The organism is Tepidamorphus sp. 3E244 (genome assembly GCF_046159835.1).
GTDB lineage: Bacteria > Pseudomonadota > Alphaproteobacteria > Rhizobiales > Tepidamorphaceae > JACKJK01.
Window position 1 is genome coordinate 514,162 of the sequence record NZ_JBJXCY010000002.1, and the last position, 21,063, is coordinate 535,224.

Consider the following 21,063-nt stretch of genomic DNA (forward strand, 5'->3'; position numbering starts at 1 on the left):
AAGCCCGCTGCGCACGGGGCGGCACCTGTTCCGCCGCACGCTGCGCTACGTGCGCTCGCGCCCCGGCATAAGCCACGTGCTCGACTTCATGTCGCGCCAGATGCCCAAGGGCCTCTATGCGCGCGCCCTGCTCATCATCATCACGCCGGTTGTCGTGCTGCAGTCCGTGGTCGCCTATGTCTTCATGGAGCGCCACTGGCAAACCGTGACATGGCGGCTGTCGTCCATGGTGACGCAGGAAGTCGCCGCGATCATCGATGTCTACGAGAGCTATCCGCAGGACCCTGATCTCGTCGCCCTGACGCGTATCGCCAACGACCGGCTGGGTTTGACCGTCACCTTCCTGCCGCCGGGGCCCTTGCCGCCTGCCACCGAGAAGCCGTTCTTCTCGCTGCTGGACCAGACCCTGTCGCAGGAGATTTCGCGCCAAATCGGCCGCCCCTTCTGGATCGACACGGTCGGCAATTCCAAGCTCGTCGAAATCCGCATCCGGCTGGAAAATGCCGTGCTGCGCGTCTTTGCCCGCCGCAGCCAGACCTACGCGTCGAATTCGCACATCTTCATCGCGTGGATGGTGGGCACATCGCTGGTGCTGGTGGCCGTCGCGCTCATCTTCATGCGCAACCAGATCAAGCCGATCCAGAAACTCGCCGACGCGGCGGAATCCTTCGGCAAGGGCCGAGACGTCCCAAAGGACTTCAAGCCGTCCGGCGCGCGCGAGGTCCGGCGCGCGGCGGCAGCCTTCGTGCTGATGCGCGAGCGCATCGAGCGCCAGATCGAGCAGCGCACGACGATGCTCGCCGGCGTGAGCCACGACCTGCGCACCGTTCTCACCCGATTTAAGCTGCAACTGGCACTCAACGGCAACCGAGAGGATGTCGCCGACCTGACCCGCGACGTCGACGAGATGCAGCACATGCTGGAGGACTATCTGGCCTTTGCGCGCGGCGACACCGGCGAACAGTCGGCCCGCATCGACATTGCCGACCTGTTCGAGGAACTGAAGGACGATGCCGAGCGCCTCGGGCACCACACGGAAGTCTCCTTCCGCGGGCATCCGGCTGTCGTCGTCAAGCCGAACGCCTTCAAGCGCTGCCTGTCGAACCTTGTCGCCAACGCGGTGCGCTTCGGCGACAACATCCGCATTTCCGGCAAGCGCGATGCCGACTGGCTGACGGTGCACGTGGATGATGACGGGCCGGGCATCCCCGAGGACGAGCGTGAGGCCGTCTTCAAGCCGTTCTACCGGCTCGACGATGCCCGCAACCAGGATATCGGCGGAACCGGACTTGGCCTTGCTATCGCGCAGGACATCGCCCGCGCACACGGAGGCGAGGTCACGCTCGACGAGTCGCCGCTGGAAGGCCTGCGCGCGACGGTGCGCATTCCCGTCTGATCAGAACAGACGGCCGCCCTTGGGCACCTGCTTGTCCGGGCGCGCCAGCACCACTTCGCCGTTCTCGTCAGGAAAGCCCAGCACCAGGATCTCGGACATGAACTTGCCGATCTGGCGCGGCGGGAAGTTGGTCACCGCCATCACCTGCTTGCCGATCAGTTCTTCCGGCGCGTAGTGCACGGTGATCTGGGCGGACGACTTCTTGACGCCCAGCGGTTCGCCGAAATCCACCCACAGCTTGATTGCGGGCTTGCGCGCCTCCGGAAACGGCTGCGCATCGACGATCACGCCCGCGCGCACATCGACTTTCAGGAAATCGTCAAACCCGATCTCCGCTGAAGGCTCGCTGGAATGGCTCATGTCTCGTCTCCCGCATTCGGCTGTCTGTCGCGCGGGATTTGAAACGGAGCGGGAAGCAGATGTCTAGTGCGGGCCGCCGGTCCACGGCTCGTCGCGCTCGTCCGCCTCGCCATACGGGTCATCACCGTCGCGCGGCTCGCCGTAGGGGTCGTCGTAATTCGCGTCGTCGTATTCCGCGCGCGCCCGCTCCCGCAGACCGGCGATGACGGAGCCGACCATTCCGGCAAGCCGGAAGCCTGAACCCATCGAGCGCATCACCTGTTCACCGTCGCGAAGCGCACGGTCGAGCGCGGCCATGGTGCGGGCAAGACCTTCATCCCTGTCGCGCAGAAAGACCGGCAGCGTGCGCGCCATGACGAAGACCAGCCCCTGCGCGCGGATCGTGCCCATGCGGCCGGTCGTGCCGATCCCGGCAGATTCCAGCATCCATGTCATGGAGCGGCGGGCCTGTGCGTTGAACCCGGCAATCGCCAGCGGGTCGCGGCGATAGGCTTTGGCGATGGAGCGCAGTGCCGCGCGGTAGGGCTTCATGGCCTCGAAGCGGCGCATCAGCACGTCGAACAGCCGGTCGCGCGCAGGCTCATCCGCCATTTCGGGGTCGTTGCCGTCGAGAACGGCCTGGTCGATCCGCCGCACGAAGCCACCCAGCACCGCGCTCTTGGAGTCGAAGACGCCGCGCATCTGCGACAGCGTCACGCCTGCCTCAGCTGCGATGTCAGACAACCGCACGCTGGACCACGGCTGGCGCTCGGCAAGGCGCATCGCCCCATCGACGATGCTGTCGGCAAGGTCGGCCTTGTTCGGGGTCTCGTTCGGGCTGCTCATGTATCGCTCCACGTCGCTGGCTTCGCGAGGTTAGCCCCGCGCGAGCCTCAACGGAAGAAATACGCCTTGCCGGTCAGCCGGCAAGCTCGCAGGAACGTTTTGCCGCAGCCGCGACCGCGCGTTTCAGCAAGTCGCCCATGGCCGGTTCGTCCATCAGGACCGACAGCGCAGCAGCCGTCGTGCCGTTGGGAGAAGTGACGTTCTGGCGAAGAGTCGCAGGATCAAGGTCGGAGCGATGCAGCAGTTCCCCTGCCCCGGTCACGGTCTGGCGCGCAAGCTGGGCGGCGAGGTCTTCCGGCAAACCGGCAGCGACGCCGGCCTTCGCCAGCACCTCGGCCAGCAGGAAGACATATGCCGGGCCGGACCCGGAAACGGCGGTCACCGCATCCATCAGGCCCTCGTCGTCGATCTCGGCAACGTCGCCGATAGCCGACATCAGCGCCCGCGCCGCCTCGACCTGCCCGGCGGAGACATGCGCGTTGGGACATAGCACGGACATGCCGCGTCCGACGGATGCGGGCGTGTTCGGCATGACGCGGATGATCGGCTGGCCATCTGCGAAGTGACCGCCGAGCTTGTCCAGCGTCGGCCCTGCGATCACCGAGACAATCAGCGTGTCCGGGTCGACATGGGGCACCACCCCCGGCGCAACCTTGTCCAGCATCTGCGGTTTCACCGCGATGACGGCGATATCGGGTTTCGCCTCGCTCGGTTCCGGGTTGAGCGAAATGCCGTGCTTGTCGATCAGCGCGGCCATGCGCTCCGGCGGGCCTGGATCGCGCACGGTGACGGCGGACGGTGGCAACCCTCCGTCCAACCACCCCTGAAGCATGGCGCCGCCCATCTGGCCGGCACCAACGAGAAGAACCGTACCCGCGTCTTTCAGGCTCATGCTTCGCCGACGGTCTCGAACAGCGCGGCGTCGAGGGCTTCTTCCGGCGTCTTGCCGGCCCACACCACGAACTGGAACGCCTGGAAGTAGCGCTCGCAGGCTTCCACCGCAAATTCCAGCAGCGCCTCGCACTGGCGCTCTGAGGCATCCGCCCCGGCCAGCGGCAGGGCTTGCCGGAAGATGATGACGCCTTCCTTGGCCCACAGGTCGAAATGGCCGACCCAGAGTTGCTCGTTGATCCGAGCCACCAGTTCGCCGGCTTCGCGAACGCGGGTATCGGGCACCTTCAGGTCGAAGGCGCAGGCGATGTGCAGGGCTTCCAGGTCCGACATCCACGTGTAGGAGACGTGATAGTCGGTCCAGCGTCCGTCGACGCTGATGGTGATCTCGTGATCACCGGACCGATCGAAGGCCCAGTCGTTGCTGGACGCGATCGTCTCGACGGTATCGACAGGGTTGTTCAGGCGGTCGGCTTCGATATCAACGAAGGCCATGGGACTACCTCGCTCGGTCGGGTGGAAGGGTGGATTTGCGTGGGTGCCCGGTCCAACAAAAAACGCCGGCAGAGGGGCCGGCGCCGATCGCACGCCTTGCGCGCAGTCTGACAGCACGAAGCTGTGCCATATGTGAACCGAATCGCGTCATGGGGCCAATATATCGTGCCCTTTTTGCGTTGCACCACCGATTGTGGGGTCGCAAAGGTTAACGAGGCCTTAACGAATCGTGTCGCTGTGGAAAGATCGGCGGGTGCAAGGCAGCGCCCGCAAGGAAGGTGTGGATAGGTTCGATTTCTGTCGCCGCAGCCGGCGGTCAGACCTTGGCCTTGCCGCGACCGCTGGCGGGTTTCGAAGCGCCGTCTTCCAGCGCCGCGATACGCGCTGCAAGCCGCGCATTTTCCTCGCGCGCTTCCTGCGCCATCAGCTTCACCGCCTCGAATTCCTCGCGGCTCACCACCTCAAGCTCGTTCAGCACGCGCTCGGCCTGCGAGCGCATGAAGGTATCGACCTCGGTGCGCGCGCCGCGCGCCATGCCGGCGGCATCGGTCATCAGCTTGGCAAGATCGTCGAGAAGGCGGTTCGAAGTGTGCGTCATGTTACCTGGCTCTCCTGGCGCAAATCACGCGCGCCCCAGCGAGTTCGGAGAATGGGGCGTTGCCCCGTTCAATTCAAGTGCACCATCCGCATTGGGTGAACGGCTGGCTTACAGGCGGATGCCGATGCGCGGCCCGAGCCAGACCATCGTCATGTAGAGCGCGATGGTGAGGACGCAGCCGGCCGCCATCGCCACCCAGAAGTTGATCCCTGCGCGCAGCAGGACCGGGATGAGCAGAAACATCGGCAGCGAGGGAATGACGAACCAGAACGTCGCGCCCGCATGTTCAGCCAGCCGCTCCGTGTCGCCGGTGTCGCGCCAGAGCCAGATCATCCCCAGCAGCGAAACCAGCGGCAGCGAGGCGACCAGCGCGCCGAGGCCGGGGCTGCGGCGGGCGATTTCCGAAACCGCCGCCACGATGATCCCGGACAGGGCCGCCTTGATGAACAGGTAGAGCATCGGCGCTCCTCTCGCAGCCGCCTCACGCGGCGCTGCCGGACGATGCTACCGGCACTCCGGCACATCGTGAAGCACCCGCGCGCCCGGATCGGCCTTGACTTCGCCGCGCCTGCCGCGCACGAACCGGGCGTGTCCCACCCATACCGGTGCGCCCAATGAGCCTTTTTGCGATCCCGTTTCCGGCCATCGATCCGATTGCCATTGAGATCGGCCCGTTCGCCGTCCGCTGGTACGCGCTCGCCTATATCGGCGGCATCCTGGCCGGCTGGTGGTACGCGCTGCGGCTCGTCAGCAACCAGCGCCTATGGGGTCCGGCGGGTTCGCCGCTGACGCCCAAACACGTCGACGATTTCCTGCTGTTCGCGACCGTCGGCCTGATCCTTGGCGGTCGGCTCGGCTTCGTCTTCTTCTACCAGCCTGATCATTACCTCGCGAACCCCGGCGACATCCTCAAGGTGTGGGAAGGCGGCATGGCCTTCCACGGCGGCTTCATCGGCTTCCTGCTCGCCGTTGGCCTGTTCTCGTGGTGGCGCAACATCTCGCCGTTCTCACTGGGCGATATCTGCGGCGCTGTGGTGCCCATCGGGTTGTTCTTCGGGCGGCTCGCCAACTTCGCCAACGGCGAATTGTGGGGCCGCGTCAGCGACGTCCCCTGGGCGATGGTGTTTCCCGGTGCAGGCGACGAACCGCGCCACCCAAGCCAGCTCTACCAGGCCTGTCTCGAAGGCGTGCTGCTGTTCATCGCGCTGCGCATCGTGACGCATCACCTCCTCGGCCTGCGCAGGCCCGGCGTTGCATCCGGCGTCTTCATCGCGGGCTACGGCCTGGCGCGCATCATCGGCGAGCAGTTCCGCCAGCCCGACGCCTATATCGGGTTCCTCTGGGGCGGCCTGACGATGGGCATTCTCCTGTCGGTGCCGATGGTCATGCTCGGTGTCGGCATTGCCGTCTGGGCTTGGAACCGTCCCCCGCGCACCGTTGCCGAATGACAGCATCGAACGGCATGACGGGCGACACGACTCCGCTGGAAGCGATCCTCAAACAAGAGATCGCCGAACGCGGCCCGATCCCCGTCAGCAGGTTCATGGCCCGCGCGCTCGGCGACCCGGTCCACGGCTACTACACGACCGCCAACCCCTTCGGCACCGAAGGCGACTTCACCACCGCACCAGAGATCAGCCAGCTGTTCGGAGAGATCCTCGGCGCGTGGCTGGTGCAGATGGCGACCGCAATCGGCGCGTCTGCACCCGGTGAGCGCATCGCGATGGTGGAGCTTGGACCAGGACGCGGCACGCTCATGGCCGATATCGTCCGCGTCGCCCAGCTTCGCCCCGAGATCGACGCGCGCCTCGACGTGCATCTCGTCGAAATGAGCCCGCGCCTGCGCGAGATACAGGCGAAGACGATCGCCGCGAGCCGCCCGGACCGCCCCGCGCCCACTTTCCACGACACGATAGACACGGTCCCCGCGCTGCCGCTGGTGCTGGTCGCCAACGAGTTCTTCGATGCCCTGCCAATCGAACAGGTGGTGATGGGCGAGGATGGCTGGAATCGCCGCATGGTCGCGCTGGAAGATGGCGCGCTGGTCTTCGCGAATGGTGAAAAGGTTGCCATCACCGCGGACATTCCCGGTGCCGAACCCGGCGTGATCCTCGAAACCTGCCCGGCCGCCCATGCCATCACCACGAAGATCGCGACACGCATGACGAAGCATCCCGGCGCCGGCGTCATCATCGACTACGGCTACGAACGCATGGCCGTAGGCGACACCTTGCAGGCCCTGCGGCACCACGCTCCTTGCGGCGTGCTGGAGCATGTCGGCCAGGCCGACATCACGGCCCATGTCTGTTTTGCCAATCTCGGCCACGCGGCGATGTCGGTCGGCGCGCAGGCGTTCGGCCCGATGACGCAGACGCAGTTCCTAGGCGAGCTTGGCATCGCCCAGCGCGCCGAGGCCATCATCCGGCGCAACCCGCAAAAGCGCGGCGAGGTGGAAACCGCCCTCGCCCGCCTGACCTCGCCGGATGCCATGGGATCGCTGTTCAAGGTGATGGCGCTCATCAGCCCCGGGCCGGACGCGCCGCCGCCATTCGTCTGAGACAGCCCGCGCGCCCGCCTTTGCCGGTTGACGGAACAAGGCGATGCAAGCAACGTCCGGCCATGACCAGTTCCGCACCAAAGCCCATCCACGACGACGCGCTCAGCGCGACCGGCGCGCGCCACGGCTTCTTCACCCGTGAAGGCGGCGTGTCGGAGGGGATCTATCGCGGCCTCAACTGCGGCAACGGATCGGAAGACGCGCGAGGCAACGTCTCCGAGAACCGCGCACGGGTGGCATCCGCGCTGGGTGTCGATCCGGCCAACCTGCTGACCCTCTTCCAGGTTCACAGCGCCGACGTGGTTCGCGTCACCGAACCTTGGACTGACGGCCCGCCCCGCGCCGATGCCATCGTGACCGCCACGCCGGGCATGGCGCTCGGCGTGCTGACGGCCGATTGCGGCCCGCTGCTGTTTGCCGATGGAACCGGCGCAATCGTCGGCTGCGCTCATGCCGGGTGGAAAGGCGCGTTCTCAGGCATTCCCGAGGCGACGGTTTCGCAGATGGAGAAGCTTGGCGCGCGGCGTGATTCCATCGTTGCGGTGCTGGGCCCGACGATATCGCGCAATGCCTACGAGGTCGGCCCGGAATTCGTCGAGCGCTTCATCGAGGCCGACGGCGCCAACCGCGACTTCTTCGCGCCAAGCCAGCGCGACGGCCACGCCATGTTCGACCTGCCGGCCTACATCGCACGGCGGATGGAGAGTGCGAACATCGCCGCCTTCCATGATCTGGGTCAGTGCACCTACGAGGATGAAGAGCGATTCTTCTCCTACCGCCGCACCACCCATCGCGGCGAAGCAGATTACGGGCGGCTCATTGCCGCGATCACCCCGGCCTGAGGTCATTAACCATGGCGCTTCATTTCGACCAGCAGGAGTTTGCCGACAGGCGCAAGAAGCTGTCCGCCGCGCTGGAGCGCGAGGGCCTCGACGGCATCCTGATCTTCGCGCAGGAGAGCATGTACTGGCTGACGGGCTATGACACGTTCGGCTTCTGCTTCTTCCAGTGCCTGCACTTTTCCATCGACGGCCGCATGACGCTGCTGACCCGCTCCGCCGACCTGCGGCAGGCGCAGCACACATCCAACATCACCAATATCCGCGTGTGGACCGACAAGGCTGGTGCGACGCCCGCCGACCAGCTGCGTGACATGCTCGAAGGCCTCGGGGAACGCAACAAGCGGCTCGGCATCGAGACCGATACCCACGGCCTGACCTACCGGAACGGCAAGGCCGTGGAGATGGCGCTCGACGGGTTCGTGCATCTGCAAGACGCGTCCCACGTCATTTCCCGGCTGCGCGCGGTGAAGTCGCCCGCCGAGATCGTCTACGTGCGCCGCGCCGCCAACCTCGCCGACCGCGCCCGCATCGCCGCAGAGGAGATCGCGGGCGCCGGCGTGGATGAAGGCGCGATCCTCGCAGCCCAGCATGCAGCGATCTTTGAAGGCGGCGGCGACTACCCCGGCAACGAGTTCATCATCGGCTCTGGCCGCGATGCGCTCCTGTGCCGCTACAAGTCCGGCCGGCGCACCCTGTCAGACAGCGACCAGCTGACGCTGGAATTCGCCGGCGTCTATCGCCACTACCACGCCGCCCAGATGCACACCTTCGTGATCGGCGAGCCGAGTGCCCGCCACGTCGAACTGCACAAGGCCGCCCGCGAGGCGCTGCTGGCGGTGGAAGCGACCATGCGCCCCGGCAAGACCGCCGGCGACGTCTTCGAGGCCCATCGCCACGTTATGGACACACACGGGCTGGAGAAGCATCGCCTCAACGCGTGCGGCTACTCGCTCGGCACGCGCTTCACGCCGTCATGGATGGATTGGCCCATGTTCTACGAGGGCAATCCATGGGAACTGGAACCCGGCATGGTGATGTTCGCGCACATGATCATCATGGATTCCGACACCGGAACCGCGATGTGCCTGGGCCGCACGTCTCTCGTAACGGAAACCGGCAGCGAACCCCTCTATACGGGCTCGCTGGACCTCGTGGTAAAATAAGAGTAACCAATCACCGCGCCCGACAATGGTGTAGCGAAATCGGAGTCCCAATGCCGCCGCGTCCCGTATCGCGTATCGTACTGCTGCTTGTGCTGCTGACCGCCGGTTTGGCACCTGCCCTTATTGCCTGTTCCACACCCGTTCGCCTTGGCAATGTCTTCGGCGACGAGGACAAGGCCCAGAAGGTAACCGCCGGCTCGGTCGCGTTCGAGCCCGTCGTCGGTCTTCCCGAACAACTCGCAACCCAGCTTGCCACCGAACTCGGCACCGCGGCCGTCGGCCGCCGTCTCACCGTGGTTGGCCGCGACGACCCCAAGGCCGCCCTGCGCGCCAAGGGCTATTTCACCGCGACCACGGAACTGAGCCAGACCCGCATCACCTATGTCTGGGACCTGTTCGACGCGACGGGCCAGCGCAAGAAGCGTTTCGAAGACCAGCAGGTCGTCGGCCGCGTCGCCAATGACCCATGGTCGGTCGTCGATGCCGAACTGCTGTCGGCTATCGCAGAGGCGACGATTGCAGAAATCGCGGTTGCATCCGGCACCTGAAGCACCGCGCTGAACGCAGGCCAAAACGGGTTTGACCGCACTGCGGCGATAAAGCTCGAAAAGCGGTTTGCGACTCCGTCACGGTGTTGTTACAACGCATCGCGCTAGGGCTGGCGTGCCGGAAATCCGAAGTTTCGCGGTCACCCGGCGGCAACTTATCTCGCATACCCCGGGGGCACGGGAATGAAACTCGTCGCAGGCAATTCCAACCGGCCTCTGAGCGAAGCCATCGCGGCTTATCTCAAGACACCGCTGACGAAAGCCCAGGTCCGGCGCTTCGCCGACATGGAAGTCTTCGTCGAGATCCAGGAAAACGTCCGCGGCGAGGACACCTTCGTCCTACAGTCGACGTCCTACCCCGCCAACGACAACCTCATGGAACTGCTCATCGTGATCGATGCGCTGCGCCGCTCCTCGGCGCGCCGGATCACCGCAGTGCTCCCCTATTTCGGGTATGCCCGCCAGGACCGCAAACCCGGTCCGCGCACGCCGATCTCCGCAAAGCTCGTCGCCAACCTTATCACCCGCGCCGGCGCCGACCGCGTGCTGACTGTCGACCTGCATGCCGGCCAGATCCAAGGCTTCTTCGACATCCCGACCGACAACCTCTACGCCGCGCCCGTCATGGTGCGTGACATCACCGATCGCTTCGACACCTCGGACGTCACCATCGTCTCGCCGGACGTCGGCGGCGTGGTGCGCGCCCGCGGGCTTGCCAAGCGCATCGACGCGCCGCTCGCCATCGTCGACAAGCGCCGCGAGCGCCCCGGTGAATCGGAAGTGATGAACGTCATCGGCGGCGTCGAGGGTCGCACCTGCATCCTCGTCGACGATATCGTGGATTCCGGCGGCACGCTCTGCAACGCAGCCGACGCGCTGCTGTCGCGCGGTGCCGCGTCCGTCCACGCCTACATCACCCACGGCGTCCTGTCGGGTGGTGCGGTCGCCCGCGTGACGGCGTCCAACTTGAGCGAACTGGTCATCACCGATTCCATTCAGCCGACCGAGGCCGTCCGCGTTGCCCGCAACATGCGCACGCTTTCCATCGCGCCGCTGCTGGGTGAAGCCATCGGCCGCACAGCGCTCGAAGAATCCGTCTCCAGCCTGTTCGACTGACCCGCTCCCGTTTTCAGCCGATTGCATCGCGGCGTTCGCGCTTCGCGAACAATCCTTTGCGTCTGCCTCCCCTGTCATCGCGCGGCAGGTGAGCCATATGACCGGGGTACGTTCAAACCCGCGAGGCAGACACAATGAAGAAGATCGCCGTTATCGTCGGCAGCAACCGCAAGGAATCCATCAACCGCAAGCTGGCCGAGGCGCTTGGAAAGCTCGCGGAGGGCCGGCTGGAATTTGTCTATCCCGACATCGAGGCGCTCCCGATGTTCAACGACGACCTCGTCGAGAACTATCCGGCAAGCGCGCGTGCGGTGAAGGACATGGTCGAGAGCGCCGATGGCGTCATTCTCGTCACGCCGGAATACAACCGCTCGATTCCCGCTCTCCTGAAAAACGCCATCGACTGGCTGACGCGCCCGGTCGGTGAAAATTCCTGGAACGGCAAGCCGGGCGCCTTCATGGGCACCAGCCCGGGCAAGATTTCCACCATGGCGGCGCAGATGCACCTGCGCGACATCATGGTCGGCCTTGGTCTCATCATCATGGGCCGCCCGGAAATGCTAATCCAAATGACCCCGGACCTCATCGACGACGACATGAAATTTGCCGACGAGGACACCCGCAAGTTCTTCAACTCGTTCATCGACAAGTTCGACAAGTGGATCGACCAGGTCAAAGCCTGATCCCGTCAAACACGGCCTGAAAAGAGAGAAGCCCGCCTCCGGTCCGGATGCGGGCTTCGTTTCTTCGGGGGCGAAGTTGGCTGCCTTGCAGCTTCCCGCCCTAGCACAATGCGTATGTGACCGCGGCCAGCACGATGGCAAACACCATCCAGCCGATACCGGCACCACCATCAAGGGGGCCATTCACACTGCGCAATCGTTCGTAGCTGTATATTTCGTCCATATCGCTCATCTTTTGCAAAACGCCGGCGGCAATGTCTGTCCCCGCCGCCGATGCGTCCCTGTTCCAAAGCCGGCCCGCCTCTGTTTGCCCGGGCCGGACACCAGACTGTCCCTTGGCGGGCTACCAGTTGTTAATGGTCGGGGCCGGATTCAAGACCTGTCCCGATTTCGTGATTGCAAGCGTGATCGCGAGGCCTTGCACCACAGGCGAGTTGCCAGCGCCTGACGCGGCGGCTATAACGCCGCCGGCCGGACTTGCACCCCTGGAGGAACCCGGCCACAGGGCAACATCGCGTTTCGCACCACGTGGCGATGCGCTGGCGCCCGAACAGAACCGGTCACATTTGTGATCTCGACTGCCGGTCCCGGCTCGGTGACCGGCGTTTTGCATTGGCGCGAAGCGCGCCATCTGGAGAGAAACATGTCTGATATCGTTGAGCTCAACGCAGAGCTGCGCGAAAAGGTCGGCAAGGGGGCCGCCCGTGCAGCTCGTCGCGACGGCCTCGTCCCGGCTGTCATCTATGGCGACAAGAAAGACCCCCAGCCCATCTCGCTGCCCAAGCGCGTGATCGAAAAGCAGCTTGAGACGGGTCACTTCATGAACACCGTCTACATGATCAAGGTCGGTTCCGACACGACGCGCGTCATCCCGCGCGACTACCAGGTCCACCCGGTCAAGGACACGCCGCTGCACATCGACTTCCTGCGCATCGCCAAGAACGCGCGCGTCGAAGTTGCCATTCCGGTGGTCTTCGTCAACGAAGACGCAGCCCCCGGCATCGAGGAAGGCGGCGTCCTCAACATCGTTCGCCACGAGCTCGAACTGTCTGCCCCGGCCGACGCGATCCCGACGCAGATCGAGGTCGACCTCACCGGCCTGAACCTCGGCGACAGCCTGCACATCTCCGCAGTGAAGCTGCCCGAAGGCGTCACGCCGACCATCACCGATCGTGACTTCACCATCGCGACCATTGCTTCCCCCGCCGGCCTCAAGTCGGACGAGGAGGAAGAAGAGGAAGAAGTCACCGATCCCGGCGAAGTCCCTGCCATGCATGGCGGCGACGACGAGGGCGAAGCCGCCGAGGGTGGCGACGACTCCTCCGACGAGTCCAACGACTAAGCCAGACATCTTGCATCGCGGCGCACCTTGCGCCGCGATGCGGCATTCCCCTGCAACAAGGCCGGTGAACGCTGATGGCCGATGGCGGCAAACTTCTGGTCGGTCTGGGAAATCCCGGATCGCGCTACGCGCGCAACCGCCACAACGTGGGCTTCATGGCCGCCGAGGCGATTGCCGCGCGGCACAACCTCCCGCCGTGGCGCAAGCGCTTCCTCGGTGCCTTTACCGATGGCCGGGTCGGGTCCGAGCGTGCCTACGTGCTCATGCCCGGCACCTACATGAACGAATCCGGCAATGCCATCGCGCAGGCGATGAACTATTTCCGGCTGACTCCCGCCGACGTCTACGTCTTCCACGACGAGCTTGATCTGGCCCCCGGTAAGATCCGCGTGAAGCTGGGCGGCGGGGCCGCCGGCAACAACGGCATCCGCTCGACGATTGCGCACATTGGTGCCGACTTCTACCGCGTGCGCATCGGCATCGGGCATCCCGGCCACAAGGCCGCGGTCCAGCCGTGGGTGCTGGGGGACTTCTCAAAGGTAGAGCAGGAATGGCTCGTGCCCCTGCTCGACGCGATCGCCGACAACGCCGACTGTCTGGCGAAGGGCGACAACGCGAATTTCATGAACCGCGTGGCGCTGGCCACCGCAGACCAGGACGACTGACATGGGTTTCAAATGCGGCATCGTTGGCCTGCCGAACGTCGGCAAGTCGACCCTCTTCAATGCCTTGACCCAGACCGCGGCCGCACAGGCCGCGAACTACCCCTTCTGCACCATCGAGCCGAATGTCGGCGAAGTGGCGGTGCCGGACCCGCGCCTGACGAAGCTGGCGGAAGTCGCCAAGTCTGCGGAAACCATTCCCACCCGCCTGACCTTCGTCGACATCGCCGGCCTCGTGCGCGGTGCAGCGCAGGGAGAAGGCCTCGGCAACCAGTTCCTTGCCCATATCCGCGAAGTGGACGCCATCGCCTACGTGCTGCGCTGCTTCGATGACGACGACATCACCCATGTCGATGGCCGCATCGATCCGCTGGCGGACGCCGAGACCATCGAGACCGAGCTGATGCTCGCGGACCTCGAAAGCCTCGAGAAGCGCGTCACGAACCTCGAAAAGCGCATTCGCGGTGGCGACAAGGAAGCCAAGCTGACGCTGGCTCTCGTCGAACGCACCCTACCCATCCTGCAGGACGGCAAGCCCGCGCGCCTTGTGAGCCGCAGCGACGACGAGGAAGCAGCCTTCCGCGCGCTCAACCTGCTGACCTCCAAGCCCGTCGTCTATGTCTGCAACGTGGACGAGGACAGCGCCGCCACCGGCAACGACTATTCCCGCAAGGTCGAGGAACGCGCCGCCTCCGAAGAGGCGGTCTGCGTCATCATCTCCGCCAATATCGAGGCCGAGATCGCGCTTCTCGCGCCCGCTGAACGCGCCGAATACCTAGAGGCCATCGGGCTGGAAAAGCCCGGTCTCGACCGACTGATTCTTGCCGGCTACGACCTGCTCGACCTCATCACCTATTTCACCGCCGGTCCGAAGGAAGCCCGCGCCTGGACCATCGCCAAGGGGACCCGTGCCCCGCAGGCGGCCGGCGTCATCCACACGGATTTCGAGAAGGGCTTCATCCGCGCTGAAACCATCGACTTCGATGCCTTCGTCACCTGTGGCGGAGAAAGCGGCGCGAAGGATGCCGGCAAGATGCGGCTGGAAGGCAAGGAATACGTCGTGCGCGATGGCGACGTGATGCACTTCCGTTTCGCCAACTGAGCCCGGAGGGACCGCCTTGCTCTTCTTCGAGGACTTTCCGAAGGGCGAAGTGACGACCTTCGGCGCACTCAAGGTCACGGCGGACGATATCCGCGCCTATGCGGAGCGCTACGACCCGTCGGTTCTTGACCCGGGCCTTCCATCATTCGACGGCGAACCGGCGGCGTCACCCTGGCATGTCTGCGCCATGATGATGAAGATCATCTGCGACAACTTCATCCTCGATACCGCGAGTGTCGGCGCGCCGGGCATCGAGCGGCTGGAGTGGGACGAGCCGGTCCGCGCAGGCGACGTGCTGCACATCCGCCGCACCACGCTGGAGACACGAAAGTCCGCATCCCGCCCCGGCCTCGGCCTCGTGCAGTTTCGTTTCGAGGTCTTTGCCGGCGAAACGCGCAAGATGGTCGAGGACAACTGGGTGATGTTCACCACCCGCGACGCGGGGGCGGGGGCATGAGCAAAACAGGCCCCTTCCCGGTCGATCAGACCTTTGATCTCGGCACCGTTCGTTTCACAGCCGAGGACATCATCGGCTTTGCGAGCCAGTTCGACTTCCAACCCTTCCACTTGGACGAAGCAGCCGCCGCGCGAACCCATTTCGGGGCGCTGGCTGCCAGCGGTTGGCACACGGCGGCGGAGTTCTCGGCCATGCTGAACGCGGCGTTTGCCGCCCGGCCGGAGCTGCGCGCGTTTCAAATCGGACCGTGGAAGAAGATCGACAGCCTGCGCTGGAAGCGCCCGGTGCGAAAGGGCGACACGATCGCCTTCTCCGCGACCTTTCGCGAGACGGATTCCTCCGGGCTTGTTCACCTGTCAGGCCGTGGCACGACACTCGACGGGGAACCCGTCTACGAGCTGGAAGCTCAGTTGTCGGTGCCGAGCTTGGGTTCGCCGAGGAAATAGATCGCTGCGGTCAGCGCCACGAGCGAGGCCACCAGAATGCCCATCGTGATCAGCAGGGACTGCGTGGCCTGCTTCTGCTCGTACCAGGTGCGCGGGCGAATGCCCTTCCACAGGAAGACCAGCTGACCGGCTAGGTTGATGCCGACGATATTCGTCAGGCCCAGCAGCATGGCGCGGCCCGACAGGCCGAAATGCCCGCCGCCGAACAGGATCCCGGATGTGACGATGGGCGGCAGCAGGGCCGCCGCGACCATGACGCCCACCATGATCGTCACCTGCCGTGACGTGACCGAGAGCGCCGCTGCGACCCCTGACGCGATGGCCAGCACGATATCCTCGAACCCGACCTGCACCGCACTGGCGATCTGCACACCCGACGGCTTGGCCTCGAACAGGAAGCCGGTGATCGCACCGACGCCGAAGGCAATGGCGATGCCGGAAACGCTGGCGATCAGCGAATTGAAGATGAGCCAGCGCTCGCCGAGCGCATTGCCCAGCACCAGTGACAGGATCGGCCCGAGCATGGGCGCGATCAGCATTGCCCCGATCGTGACGGCAATGGTGTCGGTGAGGATGCCGCCGCTCGCCACAATGGCCGACGCCGCGAGCAGCAACATGATATCCGTTGAAAGCCCGGCACCGCTGCGAACCTGGTTGAAGATCTCCTCGCGGCTCAGCCGCTGGTCCTCGGCCTCCTCGTCGGCCTTGGTGTCTTCCTCGTCCGGCAGCGGCAGGACGCCGTCGACGGGCAGCACCAGCACGCGCCAGTCATCGGTGTGCTGCAGCTTCTCCTCGATGGAGTCGAGCAGGGTCTGGCGGCCGCCACCACGCACGAGCATGATGATTTCCTTGCGGCCCTCCTGAATGTGGTCTTCGTGCCAGTGGACGATTGCATCCGCGCCATCCAGCTTCTCGACATCGTTGATGTCGTCCTTGCCGCAGCTGATTTCGATACGTCGAAAGTCCATGGGTCAGCCCAATGTAAGGGGCACCTCAGTGCCCTTCAAAATCCACGAGCGTGCGCACCGGCACGCCCATTGCTTCCAGCTTCCTTCGTCCGCCCAGTTCCGGCAAATCGACAATGAAGCAGGCCGCGAGCAACTCCGCGCCCATCTCGGAAATGAGCTTGACCGCGCCTTCCGCCGTGCCGCCCGTTGCGATCAGGTCATCGACGAGGATGACCTTCTCACCCGGCACCAGCGCGTCGCGGTGCATCTCCATTTCGTCCACGCCGTATTCCAGGCTGTAGGCGATGGAGACCGTTTCGTAGGGCAGCTTGCCTTTCTTGCGGATCGGGACAAAGCCGGCCGACAGCTGGTGCGCCACCGCACCGCCGAGAATGAAGCCACGCGCCTCGATCCCAGCGACCTTGTCGATCTTTGCACCCGCCCACGGCTGCACGAGCTCGTCCACCGCGCGGCGAAATGCCTGGGCGTTGCCCAGCAGTGTCGTGATGTCGCGAAACATGATCCCCGGCTTGGGATAGTCGGGAATGGTCCGAATGACGTCCTTGATGTTCAAGCCTGCTGCCCTGCCCCGTTGCGGCCGCGCGGCATGTCAGCCGGGCCGCACGTCACATCAGTAGACCGAACCACCGACTTAGCCAACCGGCTACACGTTGAAGGCGACGTTACAGGACGCGCCCGGCAACCGCATCGAGCTTGGCCAGAAGCTGCGGGTCGCGCTTGTCCGGCGCGGTGATGATCGCAACGTCCAGCGCCCGGTCGGATCCCATGGGGCAGGCTTCGTGCTCGGCGGGGAAGTCCTCGGCCAGCGCCTTCACCAGCATCTGCGCGTTGGTCGAGTTCTGCGCCAGGATCCGCAGGATCTCCGGCACGTCGACCTCGCCGTGGTCCGGGTGCCAGCAATCGTAGTCGGTGACCATGGCGACGCTCGCGTAGCAAAGCTCGGCTTCGCGCGCCAGCTTGGCCTCCGGCATGTTGGTCATGCCGATGACGTCGCAACCCCACGAACGGTAGAGCTGCGATTCCGCGTATGTCGAGAATTGCGGGCCTTCCATCGCGAGGTAGGTGCCGCCGCGCGTGTAGGTGATGCCGGTTGCCTTCGCAGCGTGCTCCACACGGTCGGTCAGGAGCGGGCTGACCGGATGGGCGAGCGAGACATGCGCCACGCAGCCAGTTGCGAAGAAGCTCGAAACGCGGCCCTTGGTGCGGTCGATGAACTGGTCCACCAGCACGAAGCTGCCCGGCGCCAGCTCTTCCCTGAACGAACCGCAGGCGGAGATGGATACGAGGTCGGTCACCCCGACCCGCTTCAGCGCATCGATATTGGCGCGGTAGTTGATCTCAGATGGCGGGATGCGATGGCCGACACCGTGGCGCGGCAGAAAGACCACGTCGGTGCCGCCGATGGTGCCGAACACAAGCGCATCGGACGGCTCGCCCCAAGGCGTGGTCACGGTTTCGCTTCGGCGGTCTTCCAGCGCGGCCATGTCGTAGAGACCGGACCCACCGATGATGCCGAGAATCGCTTTCGTCATGCCTGCTCATACCCTGGATGCAAAAACGGCCGGTGCGGGAGGCACCGGCCGTTGGAAATGCTTGGCATCAAGCCACGGTGCCGAATTGGCCTCAGTGCTCGACGTTGCGCCAGATCTTCTGCTTCGTGAAGTAGAGCAGACCGGCGAAGACCAGCAGGAAGATCATGACCTGCAGGCCCAGCGTCTTGCGCTGCTCCAGCTTCGGCTCGGCGGTCCACATCAGGAAGCTCGCCACGTCACGGGCGTACTGGTCGACCGTCATCGGGGAACCGTCGGTGTAATCGACGAGCTCTTCCGACAGCGGCGGCGCCATGGCGATCTGATGGCCGGGGAAATAGTGGTTGTAATGCATGCCTTCACGCAGCTCGACATGCTCCGGCGGCTCTTCCTCGTAGCCGGTCAGGACGGCGTAGATGTAGTCCGGGCCATTGGCACGCGCCTTGGCGAACACGGAGAAGTCCGGCGGGTACGAACCGCCGTTGGACGCGCGTGCCGCCTTCTCGTTCGGGAACGGGCTGGGGAACGAGTCGAACGGCTTGCCCGGACGATCGAACATGTCGCCCGCATCGTCGGGACCGTCGGTGATGTCGTATTCCGCGGCGATGACCTTCACCTGTTCCTCGTTGAAGCCGGGGCCACCGGGTTCGGCGAGGTTGCGGAACTTGACCAGCTCCATGGAGTGGCAGCTCGAGCAGACCTCGCGGTAGACCTTGTAGCCGCGCTGCAGCTGCCCGCGGTCGAAGGTGCCGAAGGGACCCGAGAACGACCACGACTGGTGCGGAATCTCGACCTCTTCGCCAGCCGCCATGGCCGGCAGCGCCAGCCCTGCGGTCAGCCCCGTCACGAGGGCGCCGAACGCCAGCGAACGGACCTTGTTGAAAGCGATTGTTTTCATCTCATTTCGCTCCGGTATTCGTCCTCAACGCTAGCGTTTTTCGGCCTGCGCCGCAGCGCCTGCCGGCTTGCCCGATCCACCCTTGAGGACGGATTCGGAAATGCTGGCCGGCAGCGGCTTGGGCGTCTCGATGAAGCCCAGCAGCGGCAGGATCACCAGGAAGTGCACGAAGTAGTAGATCGTCAGGATCCGCGACAGCACGACATAGATGCCTTCCGCCGGCTTGCCACCGAGGTAGCCCAGACCGATGCAGACGATCAGCAGGATCCAGAAGAACTGGCGGTAGAGCGGACGGAACGTCGCCGAGCGCACGCGCGAGGTGTCGAGCCACGGCAGGATGAACAGCACCGCGATGGCCGCGAACATGGCCAGCACGCCGCCGAGCTTGTCGGGAACGGCACGCAGGATCGCGTAGAACGGCAGGAAGTACCATTCCGGAACGATGTGGGCCGGCGTCACCAGCGGGTTGGCCGGGATGTAGTTGTCCGGGTGGCCCAGCATGTTCGGCGCGTAGAACACGAAGCCCATGAAGAAGATCATGAACACGATGATCGCGAACAGGTCCTTCACCGTGTAGTACGGGTGGAAGGGCACCGTGTCGCGCGCGCTCTTCACGTCGACGCCGGTCGGGTTGTTGTTGCCGGGAATGTGCAGCGCCCACACGTGCAGGATGACGAGGCCGAAGATCACGAACGGCAGCAGATAGTGCAGCGAGAAGAAGCGGTTGAGCGTCGGGTTGCCGACGGCGAAGCCGCCCCACAGCCATTCCACGATGGCCCCGCCGACGATCGGGATCGCCGAGAACAGGTTGGTGATGACGGTGGCGCCCCAGAAGCTCATCTGGCCCCACGGCAGCACGTAGCCCATGAAGGCGGTTGCCATCATGGCCAGAAGGATCAGCACGCCCAGCATCCAGAGCACTTCGCGCGGTGCCTTGTACGAACCGTAGTACAGGCCGCGGAAGATGTGGATGTAGACGGCGATGAAGAAGAACGACGCGCCGTTGGCATGCAGGTAGCGGATGAACCAGCCGTAGTTCACGTCGCGCATGATGTGCTCGACGCTCTCGAAGGCCATGTCGACATGCGGCGTGTAGTGCATGGCGAGCACGATGCCCGAGATCAGCTGGATCACTAGGCAGATCGCCGCGATGCCGCCGAAGGTCCAGAAATAGTTCAGGTTCTTCGGGGTCGGAAAATCGGTGAGTTGTCCCTGCACGAGCGAGACGATCGGAAGGCGGCTGTCAAACCAGCGCACCACCGGGTTCTTGAAATGATAGGTCGAATGACCGGCCATGGTCGTCAGGCTCCCTGGAAGATCAGCCGATGCGGATCGTAGTGTCCGACACGAAAGTGTATTCGGGAATGTCGAGGTTACGCGGTGCAGGTCCTTTGCGGATACGGCCCGCGGTGTCGTAGTGCGAGCCGTGGCACGGGCAGAACCAGCCGCCGAAGTCGCCCTGCTGGCCAAGCGGCACGCAGCCAAGGTGCGTGCACACGCCGACCATCACCAGCCATTCCGGCTTCTCGGCGCGGTTCTCGTCCGTCGCCGGCTCGCCGGCCGGGAGATTGGCGTTTTCTGCGCTCTGGTCCGGCAGATCGTTGATGTCCACCGAACGGGCCTCCTCGATCTCCTGCGCCGTGCGGTGCCGGATGAAGACCGGCTTGCCGCGCCACAGCACAGTGATGGCGGAGCCCTCGTCGATGGCGTCGAGATTAACCTCGATGGAGGCGAGCGCCTGAACGCTGGCATCCGGGTTCATCTGGTTGATGAACGGCCAGACCGCTGCGGCGGCGCCCACGGCACCCACCGCGCCGGTGGCGATGAAAAGAAAGTCTCTGCGAGTCGGTTCGCTCGTATCGCTTGCTGTCACGGCACCTGGTTCCCTTTTGCGCGGCTTACGCCGCTGCAACCCTGACACTTACTGGGGGCAAACAGGCTGAAACGCCATTGGACAATTCGCCGCTGCGCTTCGCTCGATCCTGCGGCAGATGGCGCGCAGAAGGCGGATTGTGCAGCCGAATGCCCCGGTAAACCCCGGCGCTTTCTTGCATCCCGCACAACGCTTGTCCAGTGTGACCGTCTGCCACCGGCCGGTTTGCCCCGCCGATGGGGTTCCACTGTCACATTTCCGCGCGCAGGTGAAGCCGTTTTCGGTCCATCAAGGCACCTGTTCCGTGCGCGC

Annotated in this window: 26 protein-coding genes; 13 read left to right on the top strand and 13 right to left on the bottom strand. The window is 64.8% G+C overall.

What is annotated here, in order from left to right:
* The first annotated feature begins 88 nt into the window (after positions 1-88).
* Complete coding sequence (locus tag ACKTEK_RS11245) at positions 89-1,396, top strand: sensor histidine kinase (protein ID WP_409166149.1); 1,308 nt, start codon at positions 89-91, stop codon at positions 1,394-1,396.
* Here ACKTEK_RS11245 and ACKTEK_RS11250 read toward each other — a convergent pair whose 3' ends face one another.
* From ACKTEK_RS11250 to ACKTEK_RS11275, 6 genes are all read right to left on the bottom strand, one after another.
* Complete coding sequence (locus ACKTEK_RS11250; RefSeq protein ID WP_409165388.1) at positions 1,397-1,756, bottom strand: tRNA-binding protein; 360 nt, start codon at positions 1,754-1,756, stop codon at positions 1,397-1,399.
* Positions 1,757-1,819: 63 nt separating this feature from the next.
* Positions 1,820-2,581: a TetR/AcrR family transcriptional regulator gene (locus ACKTEK_RS11255; protein WP_409165389.1), complete on the bottom strand. Its 762-nt coding sequence runs from the start codon at positions 2,579-2,581 to the stop codon at positions 1,820-1,822.
* 73 nt (positions 2,582-2,654) lie between these two features.
* On the bottom strand, positions 2,655-3,473 hold the full coding sequence (gene proC, locus ACKTEK_RS11260) for a pyrroline-5-carboxylate reductase (protein WP_409165390.1): 819 nt from the start codon (positions 3,471-3,473) through the stop codon (positions 2,655-2,657).
* Complete coding sequence (locus ACKTEK_RS11265) at positions 3,470-3,967, bottom strand: YbjN domain-containing protein (RefSeq protein ID WP_409165391.1); 498 nt, start codon at positions 3,965-3,967, stop codon at positions 3,470-3,472. Before ACKTEK_RS11265 ends, proC begins: the two co-directional genes overlap by 4 nt.
* 316 nt (positions 3,968-4,283) lie before the next feature.
* On the bottom strand, positions 4,284-4,565 hold the full coding sequence (locus tag ACKTEK_RS11270) for an accessory factor UbiK family protein (RefSeq protein WP_409165392.1): 282 nt from the start codon (positions 4,563-4,565) through the stop codon (positions 4,284-4,286).
* A gap of 108 nt (positions 4,566-4,673) precedes the next feature.
* The gene (locus tag ACKTEK_RS11275) at positions 4,674-5,024 is read right to left on the bottom strand and encodes a DUF3147 family protein (RefSeq protein ID WP_409165393.1); all 351 of its coding nucleotides are present in this window, start codon (positions 5,022-5,024) and stop codon (positions 4,674-4,676) included.
* 155 nt (positions 5,025-5,179) lie between these two features.
* Between ACKTEK_RS11275 and lgt the strand changes: the two genes are divergently transcribed.
* From lgt to ACKTEK_RS11310, 7 genes are all read left to right on the top strand, one after another.
* Positions 5,180-6,013 carry a prolipoprotein diacylglyceryl transferase gene (gene lgt, locus ACKTEK_RS11280; RefSeq protein WP_409165394.1) on the top strand — a complete coding sequence of 278 codons (834 nt, stop codon included), beginning with the start codon at positions 5,180-5,182 and terminating at the stop codon, positions 6,011-6,013.
* The gene (locus ACKTEK_RS11285; RefSeq protein WP_409165395.1) at positions 6,010-7,122 is read left to right on the top strand and encodes a class I SAM-dependent methyltransferase; all 1,113 of its coding nucleotides are present in this window, start codon (positions 6,010-6,012) and stop codon (positions 7,120-7,122) included. The genes lgt and ACKTEK_RS11285 overlap by 4 nt, the downstream gene beginning before the upstream one ends.
* A 62-nt stretch (positions 7,123-7,184) precedes the next feature.
* Positions 7,185-7,964, top strand: a complete 780-nt coding sequence (gene pgeF, locus ACKTEK_RS11290; RefSeq protein ID WP_409165396.1) for a peptidoglycan editing factor PgeF — start codon at positions 7,185-7,187, stop codon at positions 7,962-7,964.
* Between the two features lie 11 nt (positions 7,965-7,975).
* On the top strand, positions 7,976-9,127 hold the full coding sequence (locus tag ACKTEK_RS11295; protein WP_409165397.1) for a M24 family metallopeptidase: 1,152 nt from the start codon (positions 7,976-7,978) through the stop codon (positions 9,125-9,127).
* A gap of 50 nt (positions 9,128-9,177) precedes the next feature.
* Positions 9,178-9,675, top strand: a complete 498-nt coding sequence (locus ACKTEK_RS11300) for a hypothetical protein (RefSeq protein WP_409165398.1) — start codon at positions 9,178-9,180, stop codon at positions 9,673-9,675.
* Between the two features lie 183 nt (positions 9,676-9,858).
* Positions 9,859-10,791, top strand: a complete 933-nt coding sequence (locus tag ACKTEK_RS11305; RefSeq protein ID WP_409165399.1) for a ribose-phosphate pyrophosphokinase — start codon at positions 9,859-9,861, stop codon at positions 10,789-10,791.
* A 134-nt stretch (positions 10,792-10,925) separates the two neighbouring features.
* Entirely contained in the window at positions 10,926-11,474 is a 549-nt protein-coding gene (locus tag ACKTEK_RS11310) for an NADPH-dependent FMN reductase (protein ID WP_409165400.1), read from the top strand.
* A gap of 100 nt (positions 11,475-11,574) precedes the next feature.
* Here ACKTEK_RS11310 and ACKTEK_RS11315 read toward each other — a convergent pair whose 3' ends face one another.
* Complete coding sequence (locus ACKTEK_RS11315) at positions 11,575-11,706, bottom strand: hypothetical protein (protein WP_409165401.1); 132 nt, start codon at positions 11,704-11,706, stop codon at positions 11,575-11,577.
* Between the two features lie 411 nt (positions 11,707-12,117).
* Between ACKTEK_RS11315 and ACKTEK_RS11320 the strand changes: the two genes are divergently transcribed.
* From ACKTEK_RS11320 to ACKTEK_RS11340, 5 genes are all read left to right on the top strand, one after another.
* Positions 12,118-12,816 (top strand): 50S ribosomal protein L25/general stress protein Ctc, encoded by a 699-nt coding sequence (locus ACKTEK_RS11320; protein WP_409165402.1) that lies wholly within the window; start codon positions 12,118-12,120, stop codon positions 12,814-12,816.
* Positions 12,817-12,890: 74 nt separating this feature from the next.
* A complete protein-coding gene (pth, locus tag ACKTEK_RS11325) occupies positions 12,891-13,481 on the top strand; it encodes an aminoacyl-tRNA hydrolase (RefSeq protein WP_409165403.1) in 591 nt (196 codons plus the stop codon).
* Between the two features lies 1 nt (position 13,482).
* Positions 13,483-14,580 (top strand): redox-regulated ATPase YchF, encoded by a 1,098-nt coding sequence (gene ychF / locus ACKTEK_RS11330; protein ID WP_409165404.1) that lies wholly within the window; start codon positions 13,483-13,485, stop codon positions 14,578-14,580.
* Positions 14,581-14,596: 16 nt separating this feature from the next.
* Entirely contained in the window at positions 14,597-15,037 is a 441-nt protein-coding gene (locus tag ACKTEK_RS11335) for a dehydratase (RefSeq protein WP_409165405.1), read from the top strand.
* Complete coding sequence (locus ACKTEK_RS11340; protein ID WP_409165406.1) at positions 15,034-15,483, top strand: MaoC/PaaZ C-terminal domain-containing protein; 450 nt, start codon at positions 15,034-15,036, stop codon at positions 15,481-15,483. Before ACKTEK_RS11335 ends, ACKTEK_RS11340 begins: the two co-directional genes overlap by 4 nt.
* On the opposite strand, the gene ACKTEK_RS11345 is transcribed toward ACKTEK_RS11340, so the two are convergent.
* The 6 genes from ACKTEK_RS11345 to petA form a co-directional block, all read right to left on the bottom strand.
* The gene (locus ACKTEK_RS11345) at positions 15,444-16,451 is read right to left on the bottom strand and encodes a TIGR00341 family protein (RefSeq protein WP_409165407.1); all 1,008 of its coding nucleotides are present in this window, start codon (positions 16,449-16,451) and stop codon (positions 15,444-15,446) included. The genes ACKTEK_RS11340 and ACKTEK_RS11345 overlap by 40 nt on opposite strands.
* A 25-nt stretch (positions 16,452-16,476) precedes the next feature.
* Positions 16,477-17,004, bottom strand: a complete 528-nt coding sequence (locus ACKTEK_RS11350; RefSeq protein WP_409165408.1) for an adenine phosphoribosyltransferase — start codon at positions 17,002-17,004, stop codon at positions 16,477-16,479.
* Positions 17,005-17,113: 109 nt separating this feature from the next.
* Complete coding sequence (locus tag ACKTEK_RS11355; protein ID WP_409165409.1) at positions 17,114-17,983, bottom strand: S-methyl-5'-thioadenosine phosphorylase; 870 nt, start codon at positions 17,981-17,983, stop codon at positions 17,114-17,116.
* Positions 17,984-18,074: 91 nt separating this feature from the next.
* On the bottom strand, positions 18,075-18,878 hold the full coding sequence (locus ACKTEK_RS11360; protein WP_409165410.1) for a cytochrome c1: 804 nt from the start codon (positions 18,876-18,878) through the stop codon (positions 18,075-18,077).
* Positions 18,879-18,908: 30 nt separating this feature from the next.
* On the bottom strand, positions 18,909-20,174 hold the full coding sequence (locus tag ACKTEK_RS11365; protein WP_409165411.1) for a cytochrome b: 1,266 nt from the start codon (positions 20,172-20,174) through the stop codon (positions 18,909-18,911).
* Between the two features lie 22 nt (positions 20,175-20,196).
* Positions 20,197-20,751 (bottom strand): ubiquinol-cytochrome c reductase iron-sulfur subunit, encoded by a 555-nt coding sequence (petA, locus tag ACKTEK_RS11370; protein WP_409165412.1) that lies wholly within the window; start codon positions 20,749-20,751, stop codon positions 20,197-20,199.
* Between the last annotated feature and the right edge of the window lie 312 nt (positions 20,752-21,063).

Coding starts and splice junctions, on each gene's coding strand:
- ACKTEK_RS11285 (WP_409165395.1), top strand. CDS start 6,010: ATGACAGCATCGAACGGCATGACGGGCGACACGACTCCGCTGGAAGCG.
- ACKTEK_RS11315 (WP_409165401.1), bottom strand. CDS start 11,706: ATGAGCGATATGGACGAAATATACAGCTACGAACGATTGCGCAGTGTG.
- ACKTEK_RS11250 (WP_409165388.1), bottom strand. CDS start 1,756: ATGAGCCATTCCAGCGAGCCTTCAGCGGAGATCGGGTTTGACGATTTC.
- ACKTEK_RS11300 (WP_409165398.1), top strand. CDS start 9,178: ATGCCGCCGCGTCCCGTATCGCGTATCGTACTGCTGCTTGTGCTGCTG.
- ACKTEK_RS11310 (WP_409165400.1), top strand. CDS start 10,926: ATGAAGAAGATCGCCGTTATCGTCGGCAGCAACCGCAAGGAATCCATC.
- ACKTEK_RS11345 (WP_409165407.1), bottom strand. CDS start 16,451: ATGGACTTTCGACGTATCGAAATCAGCTGCGGCAAGGACGACATCAAC.
- ACKTEK_RS11270 (WP_409165392.1), bottom strand. CDS start 4,565: ATGACGCACACTTCGAACCGCCTTCTCGACGATCTTGCCAAGCTGATG.
- ACKTEK_RS11255 (WP_409165389.1), bottom strand. CDS start 2,581: ATGAGCAGCCCGAACGAGACCCCGAACAAGGCCGACCTTGCCGACAGC.
- ACKTEK_RS11305 (WP_409165399.1), top strand. CDS start 9,859: ATGAAACTCGTCGCAGGCAATTCCAACCGGCCTCTGAGCGAAGCCATC.
- ACKTEK_RS11320 (WP_409165402.1), top strand. CDS start 12,118: ATGTCTGATATCGTTGAGCTCAACGCAGAGCTGCGCGAAAAGGTCGGC.
- ychF (WP_409165404.1), top strand. CDS start 13,483: ATGGGTTTCAAATGCGGCATCGTTGGCCTGCCGAACGTCGGCAAGTCG.
- ACKTEK_RS11265 (WP_409165391.1), bottom strand. CDS start 3,967: ATGGCCTTCGTTGATATCGAAGCCGACCGCCTGAACAACCCTGTCGAT.
- ACKTEK_RS11245 (WP_409166149.1), top strand. CDS start 89: ATGTCGCGCCAGATGCCCAAGGGCCTCTATGCGCGCGCCCTGCTCATC.
- pgeF (WP_409165396.1), top strand. CDS start 7,185: ATGACCAGTTCCGCACCAAAGCCCATCCACGACGACGCGCTCAGCGCG.
- ACKTEK_RS11295 (WP_409165397.1), top strand. CDS start 7,976: ATGGCGCTTCATTTCGACCAGCAGGAGTTTGCCGACAGGCGCAAGAAG.
- pth (WP_409165403.1), top strand. CDS start 12,891: ATGGCCGATGGCGGCAAACTTCTGGTCGGTCTGGGAAATCCCGGATCG.
- ACKTEK_RS11340 (WP_409165406.1), top strand. CDS start 15,034: ATGAGCAAAACAGGCCCCTTCCCGGTCGATCAGACCTTTGATCTCGGC.
- proC (WP_409165390.1), bottom strand. CDS start 3,473: ATGAGCCTGAAAGACGCGGGTACGGTTCTTCTCGTTGGTGCCGGCCAG.
- ACKTEK_RS11360 (WP_409165410.1), bottom strand. CDS start 18,878: ATGAAAACAATCGCTTTCAACAAGGTCCGTTCGCTGGCGTTCGGCGCC.
- ACKTEK_RS11275 (WP_409165393.1), bottom strand. CDS start 5,024: ATGCTCTACCTGTTCATCAAGGCGGCCCTGTCCGGGATCATCGTGGCG.
- lgt (WP_409165394.1), top strand. CDS start 5,180: ATGAGCCTTTTTGCGATCCCGTTTCCGGCCATCGATCCGATTGCCATT.
- ACKTEK_RS11365 (WP_409165411.1), bottom strand. CDS start 20,174: ATGGCCGGTCATTCGACCTATCATTTCAAGAACCCGGTGGTGCGCTGG.
- ACKTEK_RS11355 (WP_409165409.1), bottom strand. CDS start 17,983: ATGACGAAAGCGATTCTCGGCATCATCGGTGGGTCCGGTCTCTACGAC.